Source organism: Gymnodinialimonas ulvae (assembly GCF_037543845.1).
GTDB classification, from domain to species: Bacteria; Pseudomonadota; Alphaproteobacteria; order Rhodobacterales; family Rhodobacteraceae; genus Gymnodinialimonas; species Gymnodinialimonas ulvae.
The window spans coordinates 866,050-892,560 of record NZ_JBBIFX010000001.1; the positions used below are offsets into that span (position 1 = coordinate 866,050).

Annotated in this window: 28 protein-coding genes and 1 tRNA gene; 7 read left to right on the forward strand and 22 right to left on the reverse strand. The window is 60.4% G+C overall.

From position 1 onward, the window contains the following. Positions 1–76: 76 nt before the first annotated feature. A complete protein-coding gene (locus V8J83_RS04180; RefSeq protein WP_339983776.1) occupies positions 77–1,087 on the forward strand; it encodes a branched-chain amino acid ABC transporter permease in 1,011 nt (336 codons plus the stop codon). Beyond that, on the forward strand, positions 1,084–2,418 hold the full coding sequence (locus V8J83_RS04185) for a branched-chain amino acid ABC transporter permease (protein ID WP_339983777.1): 1,335 nt from the start codon (positions 1,084–1,086) through the stop codon (positions 2,416–2,418). Before V8J83_RS04180 ends, V8J83_RS04185 begins: the two co-directional genes overlap by 4 nt. Before the next feature lie 28 nt (positions 2,419–2,446). Here the strand turns inward: V8J83_RS04185 and V8J83_RS19045 are convergent, their stop codons facing one another. The 5 genes from V8J83_RS19045 to V8J83_RS04205 form a co-directional block, all read right to left on the reverse strand. Further along, complete coding sequence (locus tag V8J83_RS19045; protein ID WP_439649751.1) at positions 2,447–2,803, reverse strand: HNH endonuclease; 357 nt, start codon at positions 2,801–2,803, stop codon at positions 2,447–2,449. A gap of 387 nt (positions 2,804–3,190) precedes the next feature. Next, entirely contained in the window at positions 3,191–3,967 is a 777-nt protein-coding gene (locus V8J83_RS04190) for an enoyl-CoA hydratase-related protein (protein WP_339983778.1), read from the reverse strand. A 69-nt stretch (positions 3,968–4,036) separates the two neighbouring features. Continuing rightward, a complete protein-coding gene (locus V8J83_RS04195) occupies positions 4,037–4,516 on the reverse strand; it encodes a cytochrome c-type biogenesis protein (protein WP_339983780.1) in 480 nt (159 codons plus the stop codon). After that, on the reverse strand, positions 4,513–6,501 hold the full coding sequence (locus V8J83_RS04200; RefSeq protein WP_339983782.1) for a heme lyase CcmF/NrfE family subunit: 1,989 nt from the start codon (positions 6,499–6,501) through the stop codon (positions 4,513–4,515). Before V8J83_RS04200 ends, V8J83_RS04195 begins: the two co-directional genes overlap by 4 nt. Positions 6,502–6,636: 135 nt before the next feature. After that, the gene (locus V8J83_RS04205) at positions 6,637–8,208 is read right to left on the reverse strand and encodes a helicase HerA-like domain-containing protein (RefSeq protein WP_339983784.1); all 1,572 of its coding nucleotides are present in this window, start codon (positions 8,206–8,208) and stop codon (positions 6,637–6,639) included. 490 nt (positions 8,209–8,698) lie between these two features. Between V8J83_RS04205 and V8J83_RS04210 the strand changes: the two genes are divergently transcribed. After that, a complete protein-coding gene (locus tag V8J83_RS04210; RefSeq protein ID WP_339983786.1) occupies positions 8,699–9,358 on the forward strand; it encodes an invasion associated locus B family protein in 660 nt (219 codons plus the stop codon). 64 nt (positions 9,359–9,422) lie between these two features. Here the strand turns inward: V8J83_RS04210 and V8J83_RS04215 are convergent, their stop codons facing one another. From V8J83_RS04215 to V8J83_RS04230, 4 genes are read right to left on the reverse strand one after another with little or no spacing between them, the layout of a single operon-like run. Further along, on the reverse strand, positions 9,423–10,634 hold the full coding sequence (locus V8J83_RS04215; protein WP_339983788.1) for a beta-ketoacyl-[acyl-carrier-protein] synthase family protein: 1,212 nt from the start codon (positions 10,632–10,634) through the stop codon (positions 9,423–9,425). A 3-nt stretch (positions 10,635–10,637) separates the two neighbouring features. After that, complete coding sequence (locus V8J83_RS04220) at positions 10,638–10,904, reverse strand: acyl carrier protein (RefSeq protein WP_339985986.1); 267 nt, start codon at positions 10,902–10,904, stop codon at positions 10,638–10,640. Positions 10,905–10,934: 30 nt separating this feature from the next. Next, the gene (locus tag V8J83_RS04225) at positions 10,935–12,032 is read right to left on the reverse strand and encodes a UDP-3-O-(3-hydroxymyristoyl)glucosamine N-acyltransferase (RefSeq protein ID WP_339983790.1); all 1,098 of its coding nucleotides are present in this window, start codon (positions 12,030–12,032) and stop codon (positions 10,935–10,937) included. 30 nt (positions 12,033–12,062) lie between these two features. Then, complete coding sequence (locus tag V8J83_RS04230) at positions 12,063–13,658, reverse strand: L,D-transpeptidase family protein (RefSeq protein WP_339983792.1); 1,596 nt, start codon at positions 13,656–13,658, stop codon at positions 12,063–12,065. Positions 13,659–14,050: 392 nt separating this feature from the next. On the opposite strand from V8J83_RS04230, the gene mepK reads away from it, so the two are divergent. From mepK to V8J83_RS04250, 4 genes are all read left to right on the forward strand, one after another. Next, on the forward strand, positions 14,051–14,608 hold the full coding sequence (gene mepK / locus V8J83_RS04235; RefSeq protein ID WP_339983794.1) for a peptidoglycan L,D-endopeptidase MepK: 558 nt from the start codon (positions 14,051–14,053) through the stop codon (positions 14,606–14,608). A gap of 125 nt (positions 14,609–14,733) precedes the next feature. Continuing rightward, complete coding sequence (gene msrB, locus V8J83_RS04240) at positions 14,734–15,177, forward strand: peptide-methionine (R)-S-oxide reductase MsrB (protein WP_339983796.1); 444 nt, start codon at positions 14,734–14,736, stop codon at positions 15,175–15,177. Further along, positions 15,174–15,686 (forward strand): peptide-methionine (S)-S-oxide reductase MsrA, encoded by a 513-nt coding sequence (gene msrA, locus V8J83_RS04245; RefSeq protein ID WP_339983798.1) that lies wholly within the window; start codon positions 15,174–15,176, stop codon positions 15,684–15,686. The genes msrB and msrA overlap by 4 nt, the downstream gene beginning before the upstream one ends. Before the next feature lie 5 nt (positions 15,687–15,691). Then, complete coding sequence (locus tag V8J83_RS04250; protein WP_339983800.1) at positions 15,692–15,832, forward strand: hypothetical protein; 141 nt, start codon at positions 15,692–15,694, stop codon at positions 15,830–15,832. Here the strand turns inward: V8J83_RS04250 and V8J83_RS04255 are convergent. The 13 genes from V8J83_RS04255 to V8J83_RS04315 form a co-directional block, all read right to left on the reverse strand. Next, positions 15,829–16,815 carry an Ldh family oxidoreductase gene (locus V8J83_RS04255; protein WP_339983802.1) on the reverse strand — a complete coding sequence of 329 codons (987 nt, stop codon included), beginning with the start codon at positions 16,813–16,815 and terminating at the stop codon, positions 15,829–15,831. The genes V8J83_RS04250 and V8J83_RS04255 overlap by 4 nt on opposite strands. A 69-nt stretch (positions 16,816–16,884) precedes the next feature. Then, positions 16,885–16,961 (reverse strand) — tRNA-Arg (locus V8J83_RS04260). 53 nt (positions 16,962–17,014) lie between these two features. Next, positions 17,015–18,013, reverse strand: coding sequence for a tRNA dihydrouridine(20/20a) synthase DusA (dusA, locus tag V8J83_RS04265; RefSeq protein ID WP_339983804.1), 999 nt, complete (start codon positions 18,011–18,013; stop codon positions 17,015–17,017). A 294-nt stretch (positions 18,014–18,307) separates the two neighbouring features. Then, a complete protein-coding gene (locus V8J83_RS04270) occupies positions 18,308–20,044 on the reverse strand; it encodes a SulP family inorganic anion transporter (RefSeq protein WP_339985988.1) in 1,737 nt (578 codons plus the stop codon). Positions 20,045–20,149: 105 nt separating this feature from the next. Then, positions 20,150–21,829: a bifunctional protein tyrosine phosphatase family protein/NAD(P)/FAD-dependent oxidoreductase gene (locus V8J83_RS04275; protein ID WP_339983806.1), complete on the reverse strand. Its 1,680-nt coding sequence runs from the start codon at positions 21,827–21,829 to the stop codon at positions 20,150–20,152. 11 nt (positions 21,830–21,840) lie between these two features. Beyond that, positions 21,841–22,275 (reverse strand): EF-hand domain-containing protein, encoded by a 435-nt coding sequence (locus V8J83_RS04280; RefSeq protein WP_339983808.1) that lies wholly within the window; start codon positions 22,273–22,275, stop codon positions 21,841–21,843. A 14-nt stretch (positions 22,276–22,289) separates the two neighbouring features. Further along, positions 22,290–23,174, reverse strand: coding sequence for an MBL fold metallo-hydrolase (locus V8J83_RS04285; protein WP_339983809.1), 885 nt, complete (start codon positions 23,172–23,174; stop codon positions 22,290–22,292). A gap of 22 nt (positions 23,175–23,196) precedes the next feature. Next, entirely contained in the window at positions 23,197–23,622 is a 426-nt protein-coding gene (locus V8J83_RS04290) for a DUF6691 family protein (RefSeq protein ID WP_339983810.1), read from the reverse strand. Between the two features lie 5 nt (positions 23,623–23,627). Beyond that, the gene (locus tag V8J83_RS04295) at positions 23,628–24,062 is read right to left on the reverse strand and encodes a YeeE/YedE family protein (protein WP_339983812.1); all 435 of its coding nucleotides are present in this window, start codon (positions 24,060–24,062) and stop codon (positions 23,628–23,630) included. Continuing rightward, positions 24,062–24,271, reverse strand: a complete 210-nt coding sequence (locus tag V8J83_RS04300; RefSeq protein ID WP_339983814.1) for a YgaP family membrane protein — start codon at positions 24,269–24,271, stop codon at positions 24,062–24,064. The genes V8J83_RS04295 and V8J83_RS04300 overlap by 1 nt, the downstream gene beginning before the upstream one ends. A 135-nt stretch (positions 24,272–24,406) precedes the next feature. Next, entirely contained in the window at positions 24,407–25,048 is a 642-nt protein-coding gene (locus tag V8J83_RS04305) for a class I SAM-dependent methyltransferase (RefSeq protein WP_339983816.1), read from the reverse strand. Positions 25,049–25,096: 48 nt separating this feature from the next. Then, positions 25,097–25,765: a Crp/Fnr family transcriptional regulator gene (locus V8J83_RS04310; RefSeq protein ID WP_339983818.1), complete on the reverse strand. Its 669-nt coding sequence runs from the start codon at positions 25,763–25,765 to the stop codon at positions 25,097–25,099. Positions 25,766–25,843: 78 nt separating this feature from the next. Continuing rightward, entirely contained in the window at positions 25,844–26,506 is a 663-nt protein-coding gene (locus tag V8J83_RS04315; RefSeq protein WP_339983820.1) for a peroxiredoxin, read from the reverse strand. Positions 26,507–26,511 lie beyond the last annotated feature (5 nt).

The window sequence follows — 26,511 nt, forward strand, 5'->3', positions numbered from 1 at the left end:
CCAAGCCAGTGCCCCGCCGCTAGACCTGTGCCCAAGCGCCATCACAAGGCGCAATGTCGGATCAGGGAGAGGCCTTTTGGACGTCTTGAACGCCGTCGTCGCGCTGGCGAACTTCGTACTCATTCCCGCCACCGCCTATGGCGCGCAGCTGGCGCTTGGCGCGCTTGGCGTGACGCTGATCTACGGCATCCTGCGGTTCTCCAACTTCGCCCATGGCGACACGATGGCGTTCGGCACGATGATCACCATCTTCGGCACCTGGGCGCTGCAGGCCGTGGGCGTCACGTTCGGCCCGCTGCCCACCGCCCTGCTCGCCCTGCCCTTCGGCATCGCAATCACCGCTGCCCTGATGATCGGAACCGACCGCGTCGTCTACAGCTTCTATCGCGAGAAAAAGGCCAAACCGGTGATCTTCGTGATCGCCTCACTCGGCGTCATGTTCATCATGAACGGCATCGTGCGCTTCCTGATCGGCGTCGATGACCAACGCTTTGCCGACGGTGAACGCTTCATCATCCGAGCCCGCGATTTCCGCGAGATGACCGGCCTCGACGAAGGCCTCGCCTTCCGAACCACCCAAGGCATCACCATCGTCGTCGCGATGATCTGCGTCATCGCCTTGTTCTGGTTCCTCAACCGCACGCGCACCGGCAAATCCATGCGCGCGTTTTCCGACAACGAGGACCTCGCGCTGTTGTCGGGCATCAACCCCGACCGTGTGGTGCTGGTGACGTGGATAATCGTCGCCGCCCTCGCCACCACCGCAGGCGTCCTTTACGGCCTCGACAAAAGCTTCAAACCCTTCACGTATTTCCAACTCCTCCTGCCGATCTTCGCCGCCGCCATCGTGGGCGGCCTCGGCAATCCGCTCGGCGCGATCCTCGGCGGCTTCCTCATCGCGTTTTCCGAGGTCGGCGTGACCTACGCCTTCCGCAAGGTCGTGGGCTACCTCGGGCCCGAGGATTGGCAACCCGAAGGCCTCCTGCAACTGCTGAGCACCGATTACAAATTCGCCGTCTCCTTCGGCATCCTTCTGATCGTGCTGCTGTTCAAACCCACCGGCATCATGAAGGGGAAATCGGTATGAGCGACGCGACCACCACAACCGCCCCCACCACTACCCCGGCTCCCCGGAATTCCAAGGCGATCCTGCTCTTCGCTCTGGTGGCTGTTCTCTTCATCGGCACGGGCTTCGTGCAAAGCTGGAACACCGCCCTGACGATCTTCAACATGGGGCTGATCTCGGCCATCATGGCGCTTGGCGTGAACATGCAATGGGGCTACGCGGGACTGTTCAACGTGGGCGTCATGGGCTTCGTGGCCTTGGGCGGGCTGGCGGCCGTTCTGGTCTCCTCCGATCCGGTGCCCGAGGCCTGGGCCGCCGGTGGCTTCGGGGTGCTTCTCGGCCTTGTGCTGGGGGCGGCCACCATTGTCGCCGCGATCCTGACCTATACCAAAATGCCCGCCGGTCGCCTGCGCACTCTCGCCGTGCTTGCGGTGCTGCTTGGCGGTTTCGCGATATTCCGCACCGTTTTCGACCCCGCCGTTGCCGCGGTCGAGGCCGTGGACCCCGCCTCAACCGGCTTTCTCGGCGGTCTCGGCCTTCCCGTGATCCTGGCCTGGCCCATGGGCGGCGTGCTCGCCGCAGGCGCCGCCTGGATCATTGGCAAGACCGCCCTTGGCCTGCGCTCCGATTACCTCGCCATCGCCACCCTCGGCATCGCCGAGATCATCATCGCCATCTTGAAGAACGAGGATTGGCTGGCGCGCGGCGTCAAGAACGTCACCGGCATCCCCCGTCCTGTCCCCTACGAGGTCGATCTGCAGGCCAACGAGGCCTTCGTAAACGCGTTCTCCGACCCCGTTACCGCGTCGACCATTACCGTGAAACTGGCCTATGCCGCGCTTTTCATCGTGATCCTCGCGGCCCTGATCTGGCTCAGCGAAAAGGCCTGGAATTCGCCCTGGGGCCGGATGATGCGCGCGATCCGTGACAACGAAGTCTCCGCCTCCGCCATGGGCAAGGACGTCAAGGCGCGCCATTTGCAGATCTTCATCCTCGGCTCCGCCGTCTGCGGCCTCGCCGGCGCGATGATGACCACCCTCGACAGCCAGCTGGTGCCCGGCACCTACCAACCGCTGCGCTTCACCTTCTTGGTCTGGGTCATGGTGATCGTGGGCGGGTCCGGCAACAATTGGGGCGCGGTTCTGGGCGGGTTCCTGATCTGGTGGCTCTGGGTGCAGGTGGAGCCGATGGGCCTGATGCTGATGCAAGGCATCACCTATTTCATGGAGCCCGGCTCACCACTCTCCGACCACCTCCTCGACAGCGCCGCCCACATGCGCCTGCTGACGATGGGCCTGATCCTGCTGCTGGTCCTGCGGTTCAGCCCGCGGGGGCTTATTCCGGAGCGCTGAACGGGCGCAGCAGAACCGCAGCCAACCTTTATCGCGCGGCACCACGGGTCACGGCACCCAACTGGAGCCAACGCCCTTGGCTGATCCGGCGGCGCACCTTGCGCGCGTAATCCTGCGGCGCGAGAGGGCGCTTTGTGCGGTGCCGTGTATGATTGCAAAACCGGCAAGCCGCCGCGATGTTTTTCGCGGAGGTCTTTCCCCCGTTTGACACCGGTTCCAGATGCTCCGCCGTGCATTGAAACCACCGCACCTGACCCTTGCTCAGCCCGTATGCACGCTGAAACGCGTTGGCGCTCTTTGTCCACATCGGCTGCAAGCAATAGATGCACTTGCCGCCCTGCAGGTCATACTTTTCATTTCTGATCGTCTTGAGTTTGCTGCGCATAACGCACCTCTGCTGTCGATTTCCAAAATCGAGAACAGGGTGCGGATGCGTGGCGCTCTCCGCGCAGGTGGCCTGAGGTCACACCTGCTTGCTCTTCCCCACGGTCAGTGTCTTAGGACTACTCAACCGCATTGCCGAGATTGGGCATGGCCGGTCTCATATCAAGTTCCAAATTGGAAACGCTGGGTTTCCGCGCGATCGAACGACCACCGCAAAATATCGCGCACGCTTTTTCATCTTGCCAGAAAAACCTCGCGGTAAGTGCGTTTACGCACGCAGGGGCAGAGCCCCTTGCACGACAAAACCCTTACCAAAGCCTTAACGAAAAACAGAATATATCAGGATTACAGACACATAACCCCATTGTGCACGCGTGCACAAACCGCCTCACCGCCCCTCGTAGACCGGCGCACGCTTCTCCAGAAAGGCCATCACACCTTCCTTGAAATCCCGCGTTTTCCCGCATTGGCCCTGCAACTGACCCTCCAGCTTCAGCTGCTCTTCCAGCCCATTGCCAAAGCTCGCCCGCATCACCTGCTTCACGCGCTTGAACGCTTCCGTCGGCCCGCTTGCCAGATGCTGCGCCCGACCCATCCAGACCGCTTCAAAGGCATCATCCTCGGCCACTTCCCAGATCATCCCCCACTCGGCCGCCTGCTGCGCGCTGATCTTGTCGGCAAACAAAGCCGCCCCCATCGCGCGCTGCAATCCAATCGTGCGTGGCAAGGCCCAGGTCCCGCCCGCATCCGGGATCAACCCGATCCGCGTGAATGCCTGAATGAACGACGCAGACGCCGCCGCGATCACCACGTCGCAGACAAGTGCAAGGTTGGCCCCCGCCCCCGCCGCCGTCCCATTCACGGCCGCGATCACCGGCACGGGACATTCCACAATCGCCATCAACATCGGGATGTATTCGTCGCGCAGCGTCCGTTCGAGGTTCAGGTTCGCCGCATTCGCCCGGTCGCCCAGATCCTGCCCCGAGCAAAACGCCCGCCCCGTCCCGGTCAACACCACAACCCGCGCCTCATTGCCAGCCGCCGTTACCGCATGGGTGATCTCGGCCCGCATCTGCGTGTTGAGCGCGTTCATCACATCCGGTCGGTTCATCGTAATGATGGCCATGCCGTCGCGGTCGACGCGGGTGATTGTTTCGTAATTCATGGGGTGCCTCCCGTTGCCTTGCCCGGACCCTAGGCGAGCCCATCGGGTCAGAAAAGCACAAACGCTGCGTCAGTCGCGACGTTCCACGTCAAGTATGGCATCAAGGCGCGCCTGCTCATCAGCGCTCAATCCCGTTTCGCTCGGCGCTACCGCTGACGAACGCCCCCGGATATAGACCACCGACAGGCCAATACCGGCAGCCAGTAACACCAGCGGCAGCACCCACAACACGCGGTTCGCCCCGTCGAAATTCGGGCTCAGCAAGACATATTCGCCATAACGCGCCACGATGTAGTCGACGACCTCGACATCGTCGTCGCCCGCCACCAGCCTTTCGCGTACCAAGAGGCGCAGGTCGCGTGCGATCTCGGCGCTCGACTCGTCGATACTCTCGTTCTGACAAACCGGACATCTAAGTCCGGCAGAGATGTCGCGGGCCCGGTCTTCGAGCACCGGATCCGGCAAAACCTCATCGGGCTGCACCGCAAGACCCGGCCCCCCTGCGAGGAGGAGCGCAGATCCCAGCAGGAGCGCGCGCACCCCCCTCATTCTGCCGGAACTCCGCTGACCCGCGGCGGCGCTTTGGCCGCGCCCGCCGCCACCCGGTAGCGCCGGTCGCTCAGGCTCAGGAACCCGCCCAACGCCATCACAATCGTCCCGCCCCAGATCCAGTTCGCAAAGGGTTTGATCCAGGTGCGCAACGCCCATCCCCCACCGACCTGCGGGTCGCCAAGGGTCACGTAGACATCCCGCGTCACCCCATTGTTGATGCCCGCCTCGGTTGTCGGCATGCCCGCCACGGGATAGATCCGGCGCTCGGGGTTCAGAACGGAAATCAACGCCCCCGTCTCCGGGTCACGTACCGCCACACTTGCCATTGTGCTGAGGTAATTGGGCCCCTGCACATTCTCATCGACCCCCAGAAGCTCGATCTCATAGGCACCGACGCGGTACGGCTCGCCTTCGCGGGCCACACGGATGTCTTCGATCTGATACCCGGTCAGCGTCACGACACCAAACATCGTGATCCCGACCCCGGCATGGGCAATGGATTTGCCCCAATCGGCGCGCGGCAGGCGCGTCAGGCGTCCCAGCCGACCGCCGATGGCCCCGCGTCCGGTGCGCGACCACAGGTCCGTGACCGCACCCGCAACCAACCACACCGACAGCGCCACACCAATCGGGCCAATGGCCGATTTGCCTGTCCACATCGCCCAGGTCAGCAGGCCAACCGCGATGGCCAAAACCGCCGCCGGGATCAGCGCCCGTATCGGCTTGGCAAGCGTGGCCCGTTTCCATGGCATCATCGCCGCCACGGGAAGCGCTACGGCCAATGCGAAGACGAACGGGGTGAACGCCGCGTCGAAAAACGGCGGGCCGACCGACAGCGTGCGGTCAAAGAACAGATCCGCGATCAGGGGCCAGATCGTGCCGATGAACACCACGAAGGTCGACACGGCGAGGATCAGGTTGTTGAACACCAGCCCGCTTTCCCGGCTGACGATCCCGAAGACGCCTTTCGCTTCCATCGTCCCCGCCCGGAGCGCGAATAGCAGCAGCGCGCCACCCATGAACACACCCAGGATCATTAGGATGAAGACCCCACGCTCGGGATCATTGGCGAAAGCATGGACCGACGTCAGAACGCCCGAGCGCACGATGAATGTCCCGATCAGGGAGAAGCCGAACGCCAGGATCGCCAAAAGGATCGTCCAGCTTTTCAGGCTTTCGCGCTTTTCCACAACGATGGCCGAATGCAGCAAGGCCGCCGCCAGCAGCCAAGGCATGAAGGATGCGTTCTCCACAGGATCCCAGAACCAGAATCCACCCCAGCCCAATTCGTAATAGGCCCACCAGGAGCCCAGTCCGATGCCGATGGTCAGAAACACCCAGGCCGCCAAGGTCCATGGACGCACCCACCGGCCCCAAGCCGCATCCACCCGGCCCTCGATCAGGGCCGCGACTGCGAAGGAAAACGCCATGCTGAGCCCAACGTAGCCGAGGTAGAGAAACGGCGGGTGAAACGCCAAGCCGGGGTCCTGCAACAAGGGGTTGAGGTCTTGGCCGTCAAACGGCGGGCTGGCGAGGCGAAGGAACGGGTTCGACGTGAACAGGATAAAAGCGAAAAATGCCACCGCGACCGCGCTTTGAACGGCAAGGACGCGGGCCCGCAAGGTCGGGGGCAGGTTCTTTCCGAACCAGCTGGCGCAGGCTCCAAACAGCGTCAGGATCAACACCCACAAAAGCAGCGAGCCCTCGTGGTTTCCCCAGACGCCGGTGATTTTGTAGAGCATCGGCTTGTCGGTATGTGAATTTGCCACGACGAGGCTAAGCGAGAAGTCGGAGGTGACAAAAGCGTAGGTCAGCGCCGCAAAACTGAACGCCGTCAGGATAAACTGCGCCGAGGCTGCCGGATCGGCGGTCGCCATCCAGCCGCGATTGCCTACCCAAGCGCCCGCCAAGGGCACCACCATCTGGAAGATCGCCACCGCAAAGGCAAGGATCAGCGCGAAATGTCCGAGTTCAACAATCATGAGATGGAGTGTAGGCCGACAATCGCCCGGAGGCCATAGGATGTGACGCCCGCAGTGATCGGATTTTGCCGTTCTGACGCAGATGTCAGAACGGAATGGGTCCGGCGTACGGGCCAAGCCGCGGGAGCCGCACGCTCACCGCCCGCGGAAGAGCCCGCCAAGAACCCCGCGCACCACCGCGCGGCCCGTGCGGGTGCCAAGCTGTCGCGCGAAGCTTTTGGCGAAGGTCGTCCCGATGCTGTCGGACCGGGACGACGAACGCCGCTTGCGTGCCGGTTTTGATGAAGAGCGGCTGACCCCGCCGCCGGTGTATCGCCGCCCGGCGCGGAACTCGCGTTCGACTGTTTCGGCCTGTTCTTCGGCGTCTTCAGCAGCTTCGGCCTCCCTTGCCGCTTCGGCGGCGCGCTTTTGCAGGATTTCGAAGGCGCTTTCGCGGTCCTGCACTGCTTCGTATTTGCCCGCCAAGGGCGACTGGCCCATCAGCCCCGCGCGTATCGCAGGCGTGATCGGGCCCAGTTGCGACGACGGCGGCCGGATCAACGTGCGTTGCGCCATGCCGGGGATGCCCTTGCGTTCCAGAAGCGAAGTCACGGCTTCACCGACACCGACCTCACGGATCGCATCTTCGATCTCCAGGTCGGGGTTTTCGCGATAATTCTCGGCGGCCTGCCGCAGTGCCCGACGATCCTTGGCGGTGAAGGCGCGCAAGGCATGTTGGACGCGATTGCCGAGCTGTCCAAGGATATCCTCCGGCACGTCGTCGGGGTTCTGGGTTATGAAATAGACGCCGACCCCTTTGGACCGGATCAGGCGCGCGACCTGCTCGACCTTATCGACCAACGCTTTGGGCGCGTCTTCAAACAGAAGATGCGCCTCATCGAAAAAGAAGACGAGCTTCGGTTTATCGGGATCGCCAACCTCGGGCAGCGTTTCGAACAATTCCGACAGCAGCCAGAGCAGGAAGGTGGCGTAAAGGCGCGGGCTCTGCATCAGTTTGTCGGCGGCGAGGATGTTGATCCGGCCCGCCCCCGCCGCATCGGTCAGGAACAGATCTTCGAGATCCAGCGCAGGCTCGCCAAAGAATTGCGCGGCGCCCTGCCCCTCAAGCACCAAGAGCCGCCGTTGAATCGCGCCAATGGACGCGGTGGAGACATTGCCATAGCGCAGCGACAGGGTCTTGCGGTTCTGCCCGACCCAAACAAGCAACGCCTGCAGGTCCTTGAGGTCCAGCAGCGCCATCCCCTCTTCATCGGCGACGCGAAAGGCGATGTTCAAAACGCCTTCCTGTGCGTCGGACAATTCCAGAAGCCGCGCCAAAAGGAGCGGTCCCATTTCGGCAATCGTCGTGCGCACAGGATGACCTTGCTCCCCAAACAGATCCCAAAAGGTGACCGGGAACGCTCGATAAGCATAGTCGGTGAAGTTGATCCTCGCGGCCCGCTCGGTGAAGGCGTCGTGCAGTTTGAAATCCGCGCGGCCCGCCTGCGCGAGCCCCGACAGATCGCCCTTCACATCCGACAACACCACCGGCACTCCAAGCGCGGAGAAGCTTTCGGCGAGGATTTGCAGCGTCACGGTCTTGCCGGTGCCCGTCGCCCCCGCGATCAGGCCGTGACGGTTGGCGTAATCCGGGCGCAGCACTTGGGCCTCGCCGTATTCCCGGCCACCGCCCCCTACAAAAATCCCGTTTTCAACCTGATCGGCCATCGCATTTTTCCTGCAGTCGTTTTTTCTGCGGATACCAATACATTTTTAACCTTTGGATGCCAGTCTCGGCCTACGCCATGCATTTGCGTGGTGTTGACTTCCTCCCTGTCAACTGGCCGCGCCCCGCTTGGGCGCGGTTTTTTTGGCCAAATGGTCAAGAAAATAGGGCCTTGTTCACATCTGCTATTTTACCCAAAAGCCCTGTTGACGGCTGCCAAACCTTCGCATAGCGTCCGCATCATAAGTCGGCCAGTCCGACAGGGAGAGAAAACGCAAAGGGTCCGTCCGCGGACCCTTTCGCTATTTGCAGCGGCGTTCGCCTGCAAATTCGGGTTCCAGGCAGAGGTGGTTTCACCCGCCTTACCTCTGTATCGCAGTGGTTTTTTTATCCCTGACAGCCCCCCCTTCTCCATGCTAGCCACACGCAGGAATGGCAGGGCGCGCGCGCGTTCGAGCAGAGCCATCAGACAAAGCAAGAGGACACATGACGATGAATGTGCACAAGACACTCGCCACGTTTACCGCGTTGGGCGCGTTGACCCTTCCCGGCACCGCTACCGCGCAGGACGAACCGCTCGTGCTTCCCGATCGCAGCGAGGTCGCCGCAGGCGAGACGTTCGTGGCCGAGATTTTCCGCGATTGGCAGATCCGCTGTATCCGCTCGGAAGGCGACATCGCGCCAGACCGCTGCGAGATGTTCCAATTGTTGGAAGAGGAAAACGGCAACCCGGTCGCGGAATTCCGCATCTCCGCTCCGCTGATCAACGAAGACGGCGCGATTGCCAACGCCACAATCCTGACCCCACTCGACACGTTGTTGAGCCCCGGTTTGCAATTGCAGATCGACGAAGAGGAACCGGCGGTTTTGCCCTATGCGTTCTGCCGTCCAGTCGGCTGTTTTGTGCAGATATCGCTGACCGAGGACAATCTTGGCTTGTTTCAGAACGGGGCCGACGCGCAGGTCGTCATTTTCGCGCTGACCCGCGATGAGCTTGGGCAGATCGGCGGCGTACCTGTGCCCACATCTGCGTCGCTGCGTGGATTTACGGCAGCCTATGAAAACCTCGTCGAACGCCGTGACGAAATCATCGCCTTCATCGAAGAACAGGAAGGTGCAGCAGCCGAAGAAGACGGGGCCGCGAGCGAATAGACGCGACACAAAGCATCGCAAAACAGGCCCGCCGGACACAGATCCGCGCGGGCCTTTCTTTTGCTTAGGGGGCCGCGCGCAGGGCCAGCACGGCGTTCAGTCCGCCAAAGGCGAAGGCATTGGACAGGCACGCCTCGACCTTGGCCTCGCGGGCCACGTTGGGGACAACGTCGAGCGCGCATTCCGGATCGGCTTCTTCATAGCCAATGGTCGGCGCGACGATGCCGTCCTTCAGCGCCATGATACAGGCCAGAAGCTCCACCGCGCCGGTGCCTCCGATCAGGTGCCCATGCATGGATTTCGTCGACGAGATCATCAGATCGTCGGCATGGTGGCCGAATGCATGGGCCACGGCGGCGCATTCCACCTTGTCGTTGGCCGCCGTCCCGGTCCCGTGGGCGTTGATGTAGCAGACATCTTCGGGGTTGAGCTTACCATCGGTCAGCGCCCCGGTGATGGCGCGCGCGGCGCCCTGTTGCGAGGGCATGACAATATCAGCGGCGTCGGAGGTCATCGCAAAGCCGACCACCTCTGCCAGGATCTCCGCGCCGCGCGCTTTTGCGTGGTCGTATTCTTCAAACAGGAACACGGCCGCCCCCTCGCCTTGCACCATGCCGTTGCGATTGGCGCTGAACGGGCGGCAGGCGTCTTTCGACATCACACGGAGCCCTTCCCAGGCTTTCACGCCTCCGAAGCTCAACATCGCCTCGGCCCCGCCGGTCACCATCACATCGGCCATCCCACAGCGGATCAGGTTGAAAGCCTGCCCCATTGCGTGGTTGGAAGAGGCGCAGGCCGTCGCGACCGAAAACGACGGGCCCTTGAGGTTGTATTCCATGCTCACATGGCTTGCGGCGGCGTTGTTCATCAGCTTTGGCACGACGAAGGGGTGGACGCGGTTCTTTCCCTCTTCATAGACTGAACGGTAATTCTCATCCCAGGTGTTCACCCCACCGCCCGCCGTGCCGAAGACCACGCCCGAACGCGTCGCAAGCGCGCCGGAAAAGTCGAGGCCGCAGCCCTCAAGCGCCTGTTTCGTGGCGATCAGGGTGAATTGCGTGAACCGGTCGTAAAGCGCGATCTGCTGCCGGTTGAAAAGGGCTTCGGGATCGTAATCGCGCACCTGCCCGCCAATCCGGACGCTGAGCCGTTCGACATCACGCAGCGCCAATGGGCCGATCCCGCAGCGCCCCTGGCGAAAGGCGGCAAGCGTCTGGGCCACGTCATGGCCGAGGGCATTGATCGTCCCCTGCCCGGTGATGACAACGCGGCGCACCGCTCAGGCCTTCTGCTCGGCCACAAGACCTTCGACGGCTTTCACGATGGCCGCCACGGACGAAATATCAAACGCGCTGGATTGAGGTTCATTGGCGTTGAAGGGCACCTGAATATCGAAGGCTTCTTCGATGGCAAAGATCGACTCCACCAACCCAAGGCTGTCGATGCCAAGGTCTTCAAGGGTCTGGTCCATGGACACATCGGATGGCTCAAGCACCGCCTGTTCGGCGATGATGGCAATGACCCTGTCGTGAATGCTTTCGCCCATGGAAATGCCCTCTCCCTCTCGACTGGCCATTTAGGGTGTATCACCCGGCTTTGACAGGGCTTTTTGCAGTTCCGTCACGGCGCGCGTGGTGCGTGGCAGGCGGCGCAGGGCTTTGTACATCTCGACATGGGTGTCCATCTTCACGGCGGGATGGCCCATGATCATGCGGCCTGACGGCACATTGGTGAAAAGTTTGGAGGATCCGGCCGCCACCACGTCATTGCCGATCACAATATTGTCGTTCACGCCGCACTTGCCGCCCAGAACCACGCGGTCGCCCATCTGCACCGAGCCGGCAAATCCGGTCTGGCCGCAGATCAGGCAATCCTGACCGATCACGCAATTATGGCCGATATGCACGAGGTTATCGATCTTGGTGCCATTACCGATTTCCGTATTGGCGATGGTACCCCGGTCGAGGGTGGCGTTGCTGCCCACCTCGACGTCGTCGCCGATCACCAGGCTGCCGAGCGAATGAATCCGGGTCCAGCTTTGGTCGGTCGCGGCGTTTTCGGCCTTTCCAAGCGTCGCGCGGGCCTGTTCGACCATGGAGGTCTCGGGCGTCACGAAGCTGAACCCGTCTCCGCCCAAAACTGCACCGGGTTGCGCGATGAAGCGATCACCGATCTGAACGTGATGGCCGACCCGGACCCCTTCGTGCAACAGGGCATCGGCGCCGATGCGCGCATGGTTCCCGATGCTGGTATGCGGCGCAATACGGGCACGCGGGCCGATCCTTGCCTCGGCGCCGATCACAACAAACGGGCCAATGGCGGCGTCTTCACCGATTTCCGCGGAGGGCGCGATGACAGCGGAGGGATGGATACCCGGTTCAATCGCAGGCCCCCGGTCCATCGCAGCTGTAACCCCGGCCATCGCATAGCGCGGCCGGGGTGCGATGATGGCAGCCTCCAGGCCAAGCACTGTCCAATCCATACCCGGGCCAATCACCGCAACACGTGCGCGTCCCTGGCTCAGCCCTTCGGCAAATTCCGGCTTCATGGCGAGCGCCAGATCATCGGGCCCGGCGGCCGCGGGCTCGGCCACGCCGCTCACCACAAGATCAACGGCGCCCAAGGCTTCTGCCCCAAGCGCCGTTGCAATGTCTTTGATCGTGTAAGCAGCCATGCGGCCCCCGCTATGGTGTCGGGGGTGGACTTAGCTGTTCACCCCGCGAATCTCCACCCCGAGGTTGGCAATCGCCTGCCGCAGGATGGCGTTGCGCCCATAGATATCGTTGCGGAAATTCAACCGACCTTCGGTATCGACCCAAGAGGTCCAGTAAACGATATGAACCGGGACCGGTTCGACGAGGTTCACCTGGGTCTCGCGGCCAGAATTCAGGATCGTCTGAAAGAAATCGATCGGGCTGTCTTCTTGGGCGGCCAGAAGATGGTAAGCGAATTCGAACGGATCATCGAGACGCACGCAACCCGCCGAATAGGCCCTGACTTCATGAGTCATCAGATGCTGATCGGGGCTGTCGTGCAGATAGATGTTCCACTGGTTCGGGAACATGAACTTCACGAGGCCAAGTGCATTGCGCGGGCCCGGGGGCTGTCGCAGGTCGAACGGAAAGTTCGACGCAGACACGCGGCTCCAGTTCACGGCGCCACGGCTGACCGGACGGCCATTGGACATCAACTGCAAGTGGTTCGCGCCACCGGCAAGGATCGACGGGATATACCCGCGCGCAATCGAGCGCGGCACGTACCAAGACGGGTTGATGACCATATGCTCCATCGTGTCGGAGAACTCCGGTGTGCGCCGATCGCTGTCGCGGCTGCCGATGACGGACCGGGTGATGAACGTCACTTCGCCATCGTCGATCACACGGGTGTGGAAATCGGGCAGGTTCACGAAAACATGCCGGTCGCCTCGGTCAAAGTTCATCCAGCGCTGACGTTCCATCGCGAGGATCACTTCGGACAGATGTTCTGAAGCGGACCGGTTCACGGCGCGGATCGTATCGCCTCCGGCAACACCATCGGGGCTGATGCCGTTGGCCAATTGAAACGCAACGACGGCCTGCTGCATCCGCGCATCATACTCGGCTGTCATGGAGCGTTCGAGATAGCCCAAAGCGATCAAGCGGTTGCGAAGTTGCACAACGGAGGGTCCGGAATTGCCAGGCGCCAGGGATCCGGCCTGAACCGTGGGGCCGTAGCCGCCATTGTCGATCAGGTTTTCCAGATGCAGCTTGGCGCGCATCAGCCGCGTGTATTCGGGATGCTGCGGGGCCAGTGTGGCGATATATTCATAGGGGTTTGCGTCCACGAATTCCGTGAACAGCTCCAGAGGATCGCGGCGCGGCAGAGTGTGGACGATGTCGCCTACAATATCGCCCGGCTCCAGGAAGCCGGAGTGGATGTCTTGCGCATATTGCAGAAACAACAGCGACGCCTGCACATCAGCGCGCCCCATTTCATAGGGGTTGGTCGCGGTTTCGAACGCTGCGACCAGATCCGTCGTGTCATAACGCGCGGTCGGAAGGCCGTGATTGCGCGCTTCAGCCAGCGCACTGAACAAAGCGTTGCGCCGGTCTGCGGCGTCGGCGGTCGTCCAGATCGGCTGGAATTCGCGCTCCCGATAGAAGGCTGCGAGTTGTTCCTCGGTTGCCGATGCCTCTGCGATCGCTTGCCGCAAACTCGAAAATGCCTGAGCTTCGGCTTGCGATGGCGTCAGGACCAGCGTCACGGCTGGTGCGGCCGCAAGCGCGAGCGAAAGAAGCGAAAGCCTCGCGTATTTCAACATGTCATTTTATCCCCGGGTCAAATTTCAGTGCAGCCGTCAATATCTCACCCTTGCGTGAGCGCATCTGCGAGTCCATTCACGTTTCCGTAAGTTTTTCAGCGTAGTTTCCTCATTGCAACGGAGGTTATCCGGACTTGGAGCGTGGACGCCCGCCACCTCGTGACCGGCTCAATCCTTAACGCACATCGGCGGAATCCCGCTAAACCGGCAAAAAATCGCCGAAAAATGGAGAAGTATCCACAGGCAGAGCCGGTCGGGGCTTTCAGAAAAGTTTCGATTGTGTCATTCAGGTCGCACTGAGCCTGTGGGGATGGCACTCGCTTGATTAAGGCCGCTGGGACAGGCGGTCGAGGTGCTGAATGGAACGGGCAGAATGAAGGGGCAGTGAACCCATGGCTACTAATTTCTCGCGGCGCGCACTGATGCGCGCTTTCGCGGCCACCACTGTTGCGGCAGCGCCGGTCATGGCGAATGCAACGGGCCTTTTGCGTGGCGCAGGCGATATTCGCCGTCTCAACATGTACAATGGTCGTGCGGGCGAAAGCCTGAACATGATCTATTGGATTGAGGGCGAATACATCGCGCCAGCGTTGGAAGAAGTGAACTACTTCATGCGCGATTGGCGCAACGACCAGGTGACGGATATCAATATCCGCACGATCGACATCATGACGGCGGCGCATAATCTCTTGGAAACAAGCGAGCCATACACGCTGTTGTCGGGCTACCGCTCTGCTGAAACGAATGCCATGCTGCGCCGTCGGTCCTCTGGTGTCGCGCGCAATTCACGCCACATCCGTGGTGAAGCGGCCGATCTGCAGCTGCAGTCGCGGTCGGTCACACAGATGTTCAATGCGGCACGCTCATGCAACGCAGGTGGCGTAGGCCGGTACTCCCGCTCGAACTTCGTGCACATGGATTGCGGTCCGGTGCGCAGCTGGGGCGGTTAACTCTCCCACATCGGTAGCTATGCGTCATGCGCCCTGCCCTGCCCGCGGGGCGTTTTCACGTCGTGCAGTTGGACAAGTGACCAAAGCCTCCCCATATTCTGGCCTGAAACCAAAAGGGGAAGATCATGACCGACTACACCAAGAACCCCGACGTGATCGCGACGCTGACGCCTGAGCAGTACCGCGTCACCCAGCAAAGCGGCACAGAGCGCCCCGGCACGGGCGAATATCTCGATAACAAGGCGCCCGGCATCTACGTCGATATTGTCTCGGGTGAGCCGCTTTTTGCGTCCGGTGACAAGTTCGAGAGCGGCTGCGGCTGGCCGTCGTTTACCAAACCCATCGACAATGTGACCGAGCATCGCGACACCACCGCCGGCATGATCCGCACCGAGGTGCGTTCGAAACACGGCGATAGCCATCTGGGCCACGTGTTCCCGGATGGCCCGCGCGACCGGGGTGGCCTGAGATATTGCATCAATTCCGCCAGCCTGCGGTTCATCCATCGCGATGATATGGAAGCCGAGGGCTATGGCGCATACGTGGATCAAGTGGAGGATGTGGCATGAGCACACAACGTGCAGTTCTGGCCGGTGGCTGTTTTTGGGGTATGCAGGATCTGATCCGCAAACTTCCGGGCGTTCAATCGACACGGGTGGGCTATACCGGCGGTGACGTTCCCAACGCGACGTATCGCAATCACGGAACCCACGCGGAAGGCATTGAAATCGTTTATGATCCCGAGCTCATAAGCTACCGGACATTGTTGGAGTTCTTCTTTCAGATCCACGACCCGACCACACTCAACCGTCAAGGCAATGACCGTGGCATGAGCTATCGGTCCGCGATCTACTACCTAGACGAGGACCAGCGTCAGACGGCACTCGACACCATCGCCGATGTCAACCATAGCGGGATTTGGCCTGGCCCGGTTGTCACCGAGGTTGAGCCCGTAGGCGATTTCTGGGAAGCTGAACCAGAGCATCAGGATTATCTGGAGCGGATTCCGAATGGCTACACTTGTCATTTCCCGCGTCCCAATTGGGTGCTTCCGAAACGAACACAAGCAGCGGAGTAAGACCAATGGCCATTCGACATATCGCCGTATTCGTTGTTCTCGCGGCGGCCTATGCCGGATGGACCGTCCTGGCCAAACGCAAAGAGGCTGCCGCCCGTGACGCGGCGGCGGCCAACATGTCATCCGCGAAAACCGACGACGCCTAAGCGCGGGCCAGCGCCTGGGCCTGTGCCCAGAGAACATCGGGAACTTCGACCGGATCAATTTGCCTGCGTGGCACGCCGGGAATGCGTCCGTCGCCGCCATCCAACGCGATCACATCCGCGACCCGCGCAAGGCGTGCGCGCATGACATCGCCGCCTGAATGGGCCTCCGGGTCAATCAGCAGATACGTCTGCCCCAGGTCGTGCGGCGCGCCATCAGCGAGCTTCAGCCCCCGCACATCGAGTGAATTGACCGACCCGGTCAAGCCGGCCGCCATCACCTCGACCAAAAGACCGAACGCCCATCCTTTCGGCCCCGCAGCACTCACCAGCGCGCCTGCGAGCGCGGCCTCTGGATCTGTCGTTGGCTTCCCCGAGGCATCAACGGCCCATCCCAGCGGAATGGTCTCTCCCGCGGCCTTGGCCATTGTGATCTTGCCAAGTGCCACCGCCGAGGTCGAAAAATCTGCATGCATCGCGGGCGTACCGTCGCCGGGAATGGTCATCGCGATCGGGTTTGTACCAAGAACCGGCGCACGGCCACCCGGGGCTGCCACGATGGCCGAAGCGTTGGTGAAACCCATGCCGATCAACCCCTGCGCCGCGATCTGTTCGGTGAAAAAACCAAGCGACGTGCAGGTGTGGGCATGCGCGACGGAGAAGGTTGCGACACCGTTTTCCTTTGCGGCATCCAGCGCCTGCGGCAGGCCACGTGCGAATGCAGGTTGCGCAAAGCCGAAGCGTGCATTGGTCAACACGACGCCCGGTTTGGGCCGCGTCACCGCGGGCTCGACCGTGCCGTTCACCCGGCCTGAAGCCAGTTGGATGCAGTAGCTGTCGAGGTAATAGAGCCCGCAGATGATGTTTTCAGTCTCTTCCGCACGGGCCACGGCGCGGGCCACTTGATCCGCTTGAAATGCCCCTGCCCCATGAGCACGCAACGCGGCCTCGGACACGGCATGAATATCGGAAACTGAAACCTGCATCGACGGACCTTTCGTGGACGGCAATCTGGCGAACACAATCCAAACGGCGCGGGTCATGCAAGGGGAGAATGGCGCACCCAAAAGGATTCGAACCTTTGACCTCTGCCTTCGGAGGGCAGCGCTCTATCCAGCTGAGCTATGGGTGCGTGCAGGGCGGTATAGCCCTGACCCCCGTGCATCGCAATCGGAAATCGGGGGCTCAGGCGGCGTGCTGTGTGACGTGATCAAGCGCGCGCAGGATCACCTCCGGCCCCGCGCCGTCTTTGTGCGCCTCCTCCGACAGCGCTCTTTTCCAGCCACGCGCGCCGGGGCGTCCGGCGAAAAGGCCCAACATATGGCGCGTGATCTGGTTCAGCCGTCCGCCGGTTGCCAGATGCGCGTCGATGTACGGCAGCATGGCAAAGGCGATCTCCTCTGCGGTGCGGCTTGTCGCTTCCGCGCCGTATATCCGCGCGTCGGCGTCTAGAAGGATTTCGGCGGGCGTGTGGTAGGCCGCGCGCCCGACCATCACGCCGTCCATTCCCTGCGCCAGATGCGCCTCCGCCTCGTCAAGCGTGGCAATGCCGCCGTTGATGGACAGATGAATATCGGAAAACGCCTGTTTCATACGGTAAATCAGAGGATAATCAAGCGGTGGCACATCGCGGTTCTGCTTCGGGCTCAACCCCTCCAGCCAGGCCTTGCGCGCATGCACGGTCGCGCGCCGGACCCCGGCCCCGAGCATCGCATCAAGGAAGCGTGGCAGTGCCTCGTGCGGGTCTTGCTCGTCGACACCGATGCGACACTTCACGGTAATCTCGATCGCGGTCTGATCCTGCATCGCCTTGACACAATCCGCGACCAACGCCGGTTGCCGCATCAAAACGGCTCCGAAACAGCCAGATTGGACCCGGTCCGACGGGCAGCCAACGTTTAGGTTGATTTCGTCATAGCCATACTGCGCCGCAATCCGCGTCGCCTGCGCCAATTCCGTGGGATCAGAGCCGCCAATCTGCAAGGCCAAGGGATGCTCCGCAGGGTCATAGGCCAGAAACCGCTCCGCATCGCCCCGTGTAATTGCCGGCGCCGTGACCATTTCCGTATAAAGCAACGCCTGCCGCGACATCAGTCGATGCAGGTATCGGCAATGGCTGTCTGTCCAGTCCATCATGGGAGCAGTAGACAACCGCGCGGCCTGAGTGGCTGCGTTCAAGTGCATTCAGCGATCTCCTCGGGCGCGCCAGAACCTAAGACGTACTCGTAATGCACACCATACGCACATGAAGGAAAATCTGCCACCCTGCACCGCGCAAAGACAAGCCAATGGCGGTGATTGCGCATGGTCGGAACAGCGGCATAGGCAGCAGACGACCCAGCGAGTCTGTCCGATCTTCAATCGATCCGCGCAATAAGAAAAAAATGTTGTTCTAATATTTTGTAACAATAGCCAGCAAGCGCTCGCACTCGGTAGTCCGAGAGCGTCCTTAAGAGCACTTTGCTAGGTGACTTGGGTTCACACGGCGGCTTGAGGCACTGGAGCTCGGGTGAGTTCCTTCCAAGCGTCATACTGGGACAGAAATATCTTTCCGTTCAAATCCTCTATCAGGTGTGAGCGTTTCAGACGATCCATCACAGGTCCCTTAACTTCTGACAAGTGCAGGCCAATGCTCATATCCTTGAGACGGGCATTGATTGCTTCTAGACTTTCAAGCGCAGAATAGTCCACCGCGTTCACTGCGGAGAACATCAGTACCACGTTTTGCACCTCGCACCCGTCGGTGACGCGGGATTGGATCAGATCCTCGAGGAACCGGGCATTCACGAAATAAAGGCTTTCATCGACGCGCAAGGTCACAAGCGACGGGATCGTTTCAACTTCATGCCGATGGATATTGCGGAAGTGCTGAGAGCCGGGGACAAGACCCACTTCGGCCACGTGAGGCCGGGACGTTTTGTAAAGATGCAGAAGGACTGAAATAATCACCCCGCTTGCCACGCCGACTTCGACTCCCATGCCAAGTGTCAGAAGGATCGTGGCAGCCACGGCAATGAAGTCAGCACGGGAATATCCACAAGTCTTTTTTAGGATCGACAGGTCCACGAGTGAAAGGACTGCCACGATAATAGTTGCCGCCAAGGTCGCATTGGGCAGGAAGTACACCAGTGGCGTCAGCGCCACCGCGGCGAACGCCAGACCGATTGCGGTGTAAATCCCGGCGGCCGGGGTTTCTGAACCTGCGTCGAAATTCACAACAGACCGCGAGAAGCCACCCGTCACGGGGAAACCGCCGGTGAATGCGGCCCCAAGATTGGCCGCACCCAGCCCGATCAGTTCCTGATCAGGGTCGATACGTTGACGTTTCTTGGCCGCGAGCGTTTGGGCAACCGATACGCTTTCCACAAAGCCGATGATCGAAATCAAAACTGCGGGGATCAACAGCGCGCCGACGAGTTCGCCCGACAGGCCCGGCATGGTGAGTGGCGGTAGACTTTGGGGCACGTCGCCTACGATCTTCACGCCCAGTTCAGCGAGTCCCCCACCCCACACGGCCAGCGTTGTTCCCACGACTGCGAAGACAGGGCCACCTTTCGCCAGCAGATCGGTGAGCAATGGCCCGGTGCCAAGCCGCTTCAAGAGCGGTTTGAGATTGCCCCGGACCCAAAACAGGAACCCGGCCGCACTGACACCAAGGAGCACCGTGATCCAGTTGACTTCATTCAGGTGCGCAAAGATCGAAGCCAACATCTCGGGCAACGTGTGACCGTGGGCGCTGACACCGAGGATGTGTTTCAACTGACTTGTCGCGATCAGAATACCCGAAGCGGTGATGAACCCGGCGATCACCGGGTGGCTCAGGAAATTCGCCAGAAAGCCAAGGCGCAACACGCCCAAGAGCACCAGAAACCCGCCTGACAAGAAGGCCAGCGTGAGGGCTGCGACCGCGTACCCGGCGGTCCCCTGCTCGGCTACCTGCCCGATAGCTGACGCGGTCAGAAGGGAGACAACGGCCACCGGCCCAACGGCCAAGGCGCGGCTGGTCCCGAAAACCGCATATAAGATGATGGGCGCGATAGAGGCATAGATCCCCGCTTCCGGGGGCAAACCAGCAAGCAATGCGTAGGCCAGCGACTGTGGGATCAACATGATCGTGACGATCACCGCCGCGATCATGTCGTTCGACAATGCCTTGCGGTCGTACTGGCGACCCCAGTCAAGGATTGGAACGAACCGGCGCAAGGAATGGGACATCATCTTTTCCGTCAAATAGGAGCGGACGAACTCTTCTGTTCGCACAGGAGTTCGTCCGCCAGTCATCGCGCAAGAAGGGAGGTTTTGCGAGTTAGGGGCGCAGCCTTACTCGGCTGCGACCTTGATCTTTTCAGGTTTGGCCATCCACTCTTTGCCTTTCAGCATGGCCTTCCAGTAGATCGGTGGCAGCATCGTTTCTTTGAGGAACCACGCCGCGCGGCTCGGCTTCGTGCCATCCAGCAGGAAGGAGGGGAAGCTGGGCTTGAGAACGCCGCCATAGCCGAACTCTGCCAGCACGATCTTGCCGCGCTCCACCGTGAGCGGGCAGGAGCCATAGCCGTCATAGGCGGATGTGGGCGAACGACCCGCGATATCGGCCACAATGTTGTCACCCACCGTAGGCGCCTGTTTGCGCGCAGCGGCAGCCGTTTTGGCGTTGGGCGCGTTCATGACATCACCAAGCGACCAGATATTGTCGAAGCTCTTGTGGCGTAGCGTCGATTGATCCACGTCGACCCAGCCTGCCGCATCGGCCAGTGGGGAGACGCGGATGAAGTCCGGTGCCACCTGAGGCGGGCAAACGTGCATCATGTCAAACTCGACCGTCACCTCGGTCGGATCTGTGTCAGGCTTGGCGACCTTGAAGGTGGCGGTCTTTGCCGGGCCATCAACCGAGGTCAGGTTGTGGAAGAAGTTCAGCGTCGCGTCATACTTCTCAATGTATTGTTCGAGCGCCGGGACATAGTCCTTCACGCCGAACAGGACGCCGCCCGCATTCATGAACTGGATGTCAATGTTCTTCAAACGGCCATCACGGTGCCAGGCATCACCGGACAGATACATGGCCTTTTGTGGCGCGCCCGCGCACTTGATAGGCATGGGAGGCTGGGTGAAGAGCGCACGGCCTTCCTTCAACTCCTGCACAAGTTGCCAGGTATAAGGCGCAAGATCATAGCGATAATTGGACGTCACACCGTTGCGGCCTAGCGTCTCCTCAAGGCCTTCAACGGCGTCCCAATCCAGCTTGAGACCCGGGCAAACGACCAGACGATCGTATTTCACAACGCGGCAGCCATCGAGGATGACGGCATTGTTCTGCGGCTCAAAGGCGGCCACCGCCGATTTGATCCAATGAACGCCTTGGGGAATGAGGGAGCCCATGGTTTTGGCAGTGGTTTGCGGATCGAACACGCCACCACCAACCATTGTCCAGCCAGGTTGATAGTAGTGAATATCCGCCGGATCGATCACAGCGATATTGAGACCCGGTTTGCGAGACTTCAGGCTCGCGGCAACCGAAATGCCCCCTGCCCCTGCGCCCACGATCACCACTTCGTAATGCGCGTCGCCCGTGTCGGTGGGTGTCTTGCCACCATTGGCGATACGCCGCGCGACACCGTTCATGTCATAGCCAGCAGCCTTCGTTGCGGCGAGGATCTCCGGCATCGGGCGCTTCTTGCTTTCGTGGAAGGACCACAAGGTCGCAGATCGCGTTCCGGTCCGGCAATAGGCCAGCACCGGACGCTGTGTCTCCTTCAAAGCCGTGCCAAAGGCAGCAACGTCTTCATCGCGGACCATGCCGGACTGTACGGGCACGTAGCGTGCCTCGATGCCCGCAGCCTTGGCCGCGGCTTCGATTTCTTCGAATGAAGGTTGGTCCGCCCCTTCTCCATCGGGCCGGTTGCAGATGATGGCCCGAAAGCCCTGACCGGCCAGCTCCTCAATATCGTCCGGAGTGATTTGTGGACTGACTGAGACCTTGTCAGTTATTCTCTTCAATTCCATGGGTTTCCTCCCTATTGCCGACCGAAATCGGCGGTCGTGACGCCGCCGTCACCATTTCGATCGAGCATGGCCAACCAATCTGCCGAGTGCGCAAGGAATTCCTCGCGGGATACTTCGCCGTTGCCATCAGTATCGTTGAAGGCAAGTGTCATGCCTTCGGAGGCGCGACGCATCCCATTCCCTTGACCATGGCCACCGTTGTTTTCCATGTCGTTGGCGCGGGCTTCGTCGAAATACACGTATTCTTCAGCATCGAGCGCGCCGTTTTCGTCGGCGTCGAAGGTCAGGAAAACATCGCCGCGGCGGGTGGTGATGTCTTCAAGGCTGACAGCACCGTCCTGATCCAAATCCCAGTTTTCGATGAAATGGGCACCGGGCATTTGACCTTCTGCAAGCGCCGCGGTTGCTGAGAGAGCGACAACGGTCGCCAGCATGATCGATTTCATTTTGTTTTCTTTCTTTAGAGGCCGTTGACCGGCACTTTGAGCATTGGGTTGCCATCTTGATCCGTCGGCACTTCGCCTGCGCGCATGTTCACTTGCAGGGATGGAATGATGAGTTTCGGCATAGAGAGCTGTGCATCACGCTCGGTACGGAACTTGACGAAATCCTCTTTCGTCTTGCCCTCGCCCACGTGGATATTGGACGCTTTCTGCTCTGCCACGGTGGTTTCCCACGCAATCGCTCGGCCATTGGGACCATAGTCATGGCACATGAACAGCCGCGTCTCGTCAGGCAGCGCCAGCACCTTCTGGATGCTGTCGTAAAGCTCTTCGGCTGAACCGCCGGGGAAGTCACAGCGCGCCGATCCGCCGTCCGGCATGAACAGCGTATCGCCCACGAACGCGGCATCGCCCATCACATGAACCATGCATGCGGGTGTGTGGCCCGGCGTGTACGTGGCGAAGCACTGCATCTCACCGACCATGTAGGTGTCGCCGTCCTCGAACAGCGCATCGAACTGCGAGCCATCGCGTTCGAACTCGGTGCCTTCGTTGAAGACCTTGCCGAAGGTTTCCTGCACGACGGTGATTTTAGAGCCGACACCGATCTTGCCGCCCAGTTTCTGCTGGATGTAGGGCGCAGCACTCAGGTGGTCTGCGTGCACATGCGTTTCGATGATCCATTCCAGTTTGAGACCTTGAGTCTCAATCTGGCGGATCAGCTCATCAGCATGATCAAACGTGATGCGGCCGGCGGAGTAGTCGATATCCATCACGCTATCGACGATGGCGCAGCTGTTCGAAGCCGGATCCTTGACGATATAGGTGATGGTGTTAGTAGCTTCGTCAAAGAAAGCCTGAACGTCGGGTTTCACGGTGATATCGACTGGGTGGTCGGTCATTTTTTCCTCCTCAAGACGCGGGTTACGTCTTCGTTGTTCCGATGGATTGAGTGAATTTGGCGAGGAAGATCCCCGCGATAAGGGCCGCGGTGAAGGCGATCACTTCCCAGCGACCAGTGCCAAGCGCGGGAAGCGCGCCACCGGGGCAGAATCCCGCGATACCCCAGCCAATGCCAAAGACAGCCGACCCTGCGATCAAACGCGCATCAATCGTGCGGTTGGTTGGAACGCTGAATCCGCTTTCGAACACGGGCGCCGACCGACCGATAACGATCTTGTAGCCGATGAAGGTGGTCACCAGTGCCCCGCCCATGACGAAGATCAGCGAAGGATCCCACGTGCCCGCAATGTCGAAGAAGTTCAGAACCTTGGCGGGGTTCGCCATGCCTGAGATCGAAATCCCGACACCAAAGATCAGCCCGATCAGATAAGTTGAAAGAAGACGCATATGTTTCAGCCTCCGAACACATGACGAACGAGGTAAACAGTCACCCCCGTGAAGATCATGAACGTCACGGTGGCTGCGATAGAGCGCGGTGACAGTCGCGCCATCCCGCAAACTCCATGCCCGGACGTACAGCCGGCGCCATAGGTCACGCCTACACCCACGATCAGGCCTCCAACGATCAGCGCGACCGTTGAAATCGGCACCTCGACCGCAGGCATTTCACCCGACATCAGCCAGACAAGCGCAGGACCACTCACCATGCCGGCAAGGAGTGCGGCGCGCCATGCAAAGTCCTGGGACGAGGCCGGTTGAAACAGACCGGCAAGGACGCCCGTTGCGCCCATGACCCGTCCCAAAGTCAGCATCAAAAGTGTCGAGGCGATGCCAATCAGAACGCCCCCTGCGAGGGACGCGATCGGAGTGAAAGCAGTCTCGATCATCAGCAGTCCTTGCACGTCTTGAGGCCAATGACGCTGTAAAGCGGGCAGTTGCCGACAAACGCCGTCAGCGTGAAGACGCCAGCGACGATCAGTGCCAGCCAGGACAGGATGCCTGCGCCCAAGGCACTGGTGCCAAAGGCAAGAAACAGCAGAACCGCAGCAATCGCGAGGCGTCCGCCACGATCAAATTTTCCCATGTTGGTGGTCATGTTTCACTCCATTGAGAATCTCTGGTGACGCTATCGCACAGCATGGCTCACAGCTTTGGTGACCAAGTCACCAAACTCAAAAAAGACGTGCATGTTAGGCGAATTATCGTCCGCCTCACCGTCAGCGGAAGCGATCTACGCCGTTGTATTATTGAGCTTTTTTGCGACGATAACGTGCCTCACAGACCCTTCCGGGTGGCGTGCGGTCTCAATGATTTCGAAGCCTGCAGTCTTGATCTCTGTTTCCAGCCGCTTCGATGACAGAAACTTGAAACAGGGAGCCTTTGCGAAAGCATGAAGGATCAAAACAACGGGTCGTAGCAGCGTGAATAATCCGCTGACGCAAGGTGTCTTCGAGACAAACAAGCCCCCGGGTTCAAGGGACATGTGGATTTTCGCGAGTATCGTTTTTCTGTCGTCTAGGAGATGTAGGAAATTGAAACAAAGGACCATGTTGAAGGGCCCGGTTGGGTGGTTCTCGTCGCCGATCTGCCCGACATGAAAGTCTAGGTTCTCGCGTGTCTCGGGTGGCTGTCTCTCCATGGCAATGTCGATCATCTCAGATGAGTAGTCACTTGCCACATAACGACGAACGTTCTGAGCCAATCTGAACGCTGTCGTCCCTGTTCCGCACCCCAGTTCCAGCACACAATCCTTCTCAGACAAGTTCGCACGAATGCTGTCCAGCGTCTGTTCATAGGCGTCTGGATTGCGAATATCCATTTGAGCGTAGCGCCGCGCCACCCTATTCCAGAATGCACGTGTGTCCTGTGTCATCATGAACTCTTTTAAGGTTGGACCTATCGCCTTTTGATGCTGTGTTGACTACGCGCCAGCAGACTTGACCAACCGCTCGAGTCCGTCACGATCCGTCAAGTACACTTCGCCACGGGATTGTTCGATCCACCCACGACGATGAAACTCGGAAAGTGTTCGCGAAATGACTTCGCGCGCCGTACCCAGTTCTGTTCCCAAAACAGCATGGGTCGCGTGGACAACACCCTGCTCGTCAGCCAGTTTCAGTAGACGGGAGGCCAAGCGTACGTCCATGCGTTGGAAGACGATATCGTCGATCAAGGTGAACAGATCGGTGATCCGCCGCGAATAGGCAGTGAAGACAAACTCACGAAACACCGGCGATTTCGCAACGAGATCGTCGAATGTCTTCCTTGGGATCGCAACCGCTTCGACGTCGGTCTCAGAAGTCCCCTCAGCAGCATAGTCCTCAAACGCGAGCATGCAGGCCGTCGTCAGAACGCAGCTTTCACCTGCGTGAACGCGGTAAAGAAACACCTCTCGTCCCGTGTCGGATTTTTGCTGGACCTTGACGGTGCCGTCCAGAAGCAACCAAAGGTTATCCGCAGTCTGCCCCGGAGCAAAGATCTGCGTTCCGGGTGGGACCCCGACGATCTCGCTTCCCGACACCAGTTCATCTCTGATCTCTGCAGGGAGGCGGCTAAGGCCTTTGAATTTGTCGATCCATGTTGTTTCCATTTTGCCGTTCCAGATGAAGCATTTGGTATCAGGCGCGACGTCGCTGCTTCTGACGTCGCCGGGCCTTCCGAAGGATAGTCAGAGGGACTTGGTCGAGAAATACCAGTCCTTGGTTTCAAACCCTTCCGCCATGCGGGCTTCAGCGGCCGAGGCAGTCGCGGGGGGCGGTACGATCACATCGTCGCCGGGTTGCCAGTTCTCTGGTGTTGCAACCTTGTTTTCGTCCGATGTTTGCAGGGCCGTCACCAAACGAACGAATTCGTCGACCGAGCGCCCGTTGGTCATCGGATAGTACACCATCGCCCGTAAGATGCCTTCAGGGTCGATGATGAACGTTGCGCGCACGGCCTGCGTATCGGATGCGCCGGGCTGGATCATGCCAAAAGCCTGCGCCACCTTCATGTCGAGGTCCGCGATGATCGGGAACGGAATCTCAACGCCGAACGTGTCCTTGATGGAACGCATCCATGCGATGTGCGCATAGTGGCTGTCGATCGACAGACCCAGCAGCTCGGTATCCAGTGCTGCGAAATCATCGGCGCGATTGGCAAACGCCATGAATTCCGTGGTGCAGACAGGTGTGAAATCTGCGGGATGGGAGAACAGGATCAGCCACTTTCCTTTGTAGTCTTCGTTGGTTTTGCGGCCGTCCGTTGTCAGCGCGTCAAAGGCGGGCGCTGGCTCGTTCAGACGGGGCAAACCCACGGGGGCTTCGTTCGGTACCGGTGTATGTGCGTTCATGGTCA

Coding starts and splice junctions, on each gene's coding strand:
- V8J83_RS04185 (WP_339983777.1), top strand. CDS start 1,084: ATGAGCGACGCGACCACCACAACCGCCCCCACCACTACCCCGGCTCCC.
- V8J83_RS19045 (WP_439649751.1), bottom strand. CDS start 2,803: ATGCGCAGCAAACTCAAGACGATCAGAAATGAAAAGTATGACCTGCAG.
- V8J83_RS04190 (WP_339983778.1), bottom strand. CDS start 3,967: ATGAATTACGAAACAATCACCCGCGTCGACCGCGACGGCATGGCCATC.
- V8J83_RS04195 (WP_339983780.1), bottom strand. CDS start 4,516: ATGAGGGGGGTGCGCGCGCTCCTGCTGGGATCTGCGCTCCTCCTCGCA.
- V8J83_RS04200 (WP_339983782.1), bottom strand. CDS start 6,501: ATGATTGTTGAACTCGGACATTTCGCGCTGATCCTTGCCTTTGCGGTG.
- V8J83_RS04205 (WP_339983784.1), bottom strand. CDS start 8,208: ATGGCCGATCAGGTTGAAAACGGGATTTTTGTAGGGGGCGGTGGCCGG.
- V8J83_RS04210 (WP_339983786.1), top strand. CDS start 8,699: ATGAATGTGCACAAGACACTCGCCACGTTTACCGCGTTGGGCGCGTTG.
- V8J83_RS04220 (WP_339985986.1), bottom strand. CDS start 10,904: ATGGGCGAAAGCATTCACGACAGGGTCATTGCCATCATCGCCGAACAG.
- V8J83_RS04225 (WP_339983790.1), bottom strand. CDS start 12,032: ATGGCTGCTTACACGATCAAAGACATTGCAACGGCGCTTGGGGCAGAA.
- V8J83_RS04230 (WP_339983792.1), bottom strand. CDS start 13,658: ATGTTGAAATACGCGAGGCTTTCGCTTCTTTCGCTCGCGCTTGCGGCC.
- mepK (WP_339983794.1), top strand. CDS start 14,051: ATGGCTACTAATTTCTCGCGGCGCGCACTGATGCGCGCTTTCGCGGCC.
- msrB (WP_339983796.1), top strand. CDS start 14,734: ATGACCGACTACACCAAGAACCCCGACGTGATCGCGACGCTGACGCCT.
- msrA (WP_339983798.1), top strand. CDS start 15,174: ATGAGCACACAACGTGCAGTTCTGGCCGGTGGCTGTTTTTGGGGTATG.
- V8J83_RS04250 (WP_339983800.1), top strand. CDS start 15,692: ATGGCCATTCGACATATCGCCGTATTCGTTGTTCTCGCGGCGGCCTAT.
- V8J83_RS04255 (WP_339983802.1), bottom strand. CDS start 16,815: ATGCAGGTTTCAGTTTCCGATATTCATGCCGTGTCCGAGGCCGCGTTG.
- dusA (WP_339983804.1), bottom strand. CDS start 18,013: ATGCACTTGAACGCAGCCACTCAGGCCGCGCGGTTGTCTACTGCTCCC.
- V8J83_RS04270 (WP_339985988.1), bottom strand. CDS start 20,044: ATGTCCCATTCCTTGCGCCGGTTCGTTCCAATCCTTGACTGGGGTCGC.
- V8J83_RS04275 (WP_339983806.1), bottom strand. CDS start 21,829: ATGGAATTGAAGAGAATAACTGACAAGGTCTCAGTCAGTCCACAAATC.
- V8J83_RS04280 (WP_339983808.1), bottom strand. CDS start 22,275: ATGAAATCGATCATGCTGGCGACCGTTGTCGCTCTCTCAGCAACCGCG.
- V8J83_RS04285 (WP_339983809.1), bottom strand. CDS start 23,174: ATGACCGACCACCCAGTCGATATCACCGTGAAACCCGACGTTCAGGCT.
- V8J83_RS04290 (WP_339983810.1), bottom strand. CDS start 23,622: ATGCGTCTTCTTTCAACTTATCTGATCGGGCTGATCTTTGGTGTCGGG.
- V8J83_RS04295 (WP_339983812.1), bottom strand. CDS start 24,062: ATGATCGAGACTGCTTTCACTCCGATCGCGTCCCTCGCAGGGGGCGTT.
- V8J83_RS04300 (WP_339983814.1), bottom strand. CDS start 24,271: ATGACCACCAACATGGGAAAATTTGATCGTGGCGGACGCCTCGCGATT.
- V8J83_RS04305 (WP_339983816.1), bottom strand. CDS start 25,048: ATGACACAGGACACACGTGCATTCTGGAATAGGGTGGCGCGGCGCTAC.
- V8J83_RS04310 (WP_339983818.1), bottom strand. CDS start 25,765: ATGGAAACAACATGGATCGACAAATTCAAAGGCCTTAGCCGCCTCCCT.
- V8J83_RS04315 (WP_339983820.1), bottom strand. CDS start 26,506: ATGAACGCACATACACCGGTACCGAACGAAGCCCCCGTGGGTTTGCCC.